Genomic DNA, 466 nt, shown 5'->3' on the forward strand with positions numbered 1-466 from the left:
CTTCATATACCTTCCGAGTAAATTCATAAGCTACAGAAGACGTCGCTATCGACAATATTTTGGACTTAATTTCAGATACCGATATACCTAAGCTACTGCACCGCTTAATAACAGCTACAGCGAATTCGCCCATCTTACTTGCAATATCAAGGATGCACGTATCTGCATTCTTTAAATTATTGAAACATCCGTCTGATATAAGATTTACCATATCTACGGCTACAGATTCAGGAGTGGTCACCTCAGAATCTGATATTCTTCCGAATTTTTTGATTGCTACTGTAGCCCGTTGCATTGGATCAACAGTTTCATCATGCGCCAGAGTATTTATATTTTGAATCTTGTAATCAAGCTGGCGAAGAATAAAGATATTCATATGGTTCTTAATCAACGTCAGCACATTTTTATCAAGTTTCAGGTTAGCAGACACTCGCGGATTTTCATCCTTATCGATACATGACAAAAT

1 protein-coding gene is annotated in these 466 nt (G+C 37.3%); it reads right to left on the reverse strand.

Translation table 11 applies throughout. From position 1 onward, the window contains the following. Window positions 1-430: hypothetical protein (locus tag KBX39_RS32810; protein ID WP_210874303.1), on the reverse strand; the 430-nt coding region annotated here is incomplete at its 3' end. Between the last annotated feature and the right edge of the window lie 36 nt (window positions 431-466).

Origin of the sequence: Micromonospora sp. D75, assembly GCF_018070405.1 — a bacterium.
GTDB classification, from domain to species: Bacteria; Actinomycetota; Actinomycetes; order Mycobacteriales; family Micromonosporaceae; genus Micromonospora; species Micromonospora chalcea.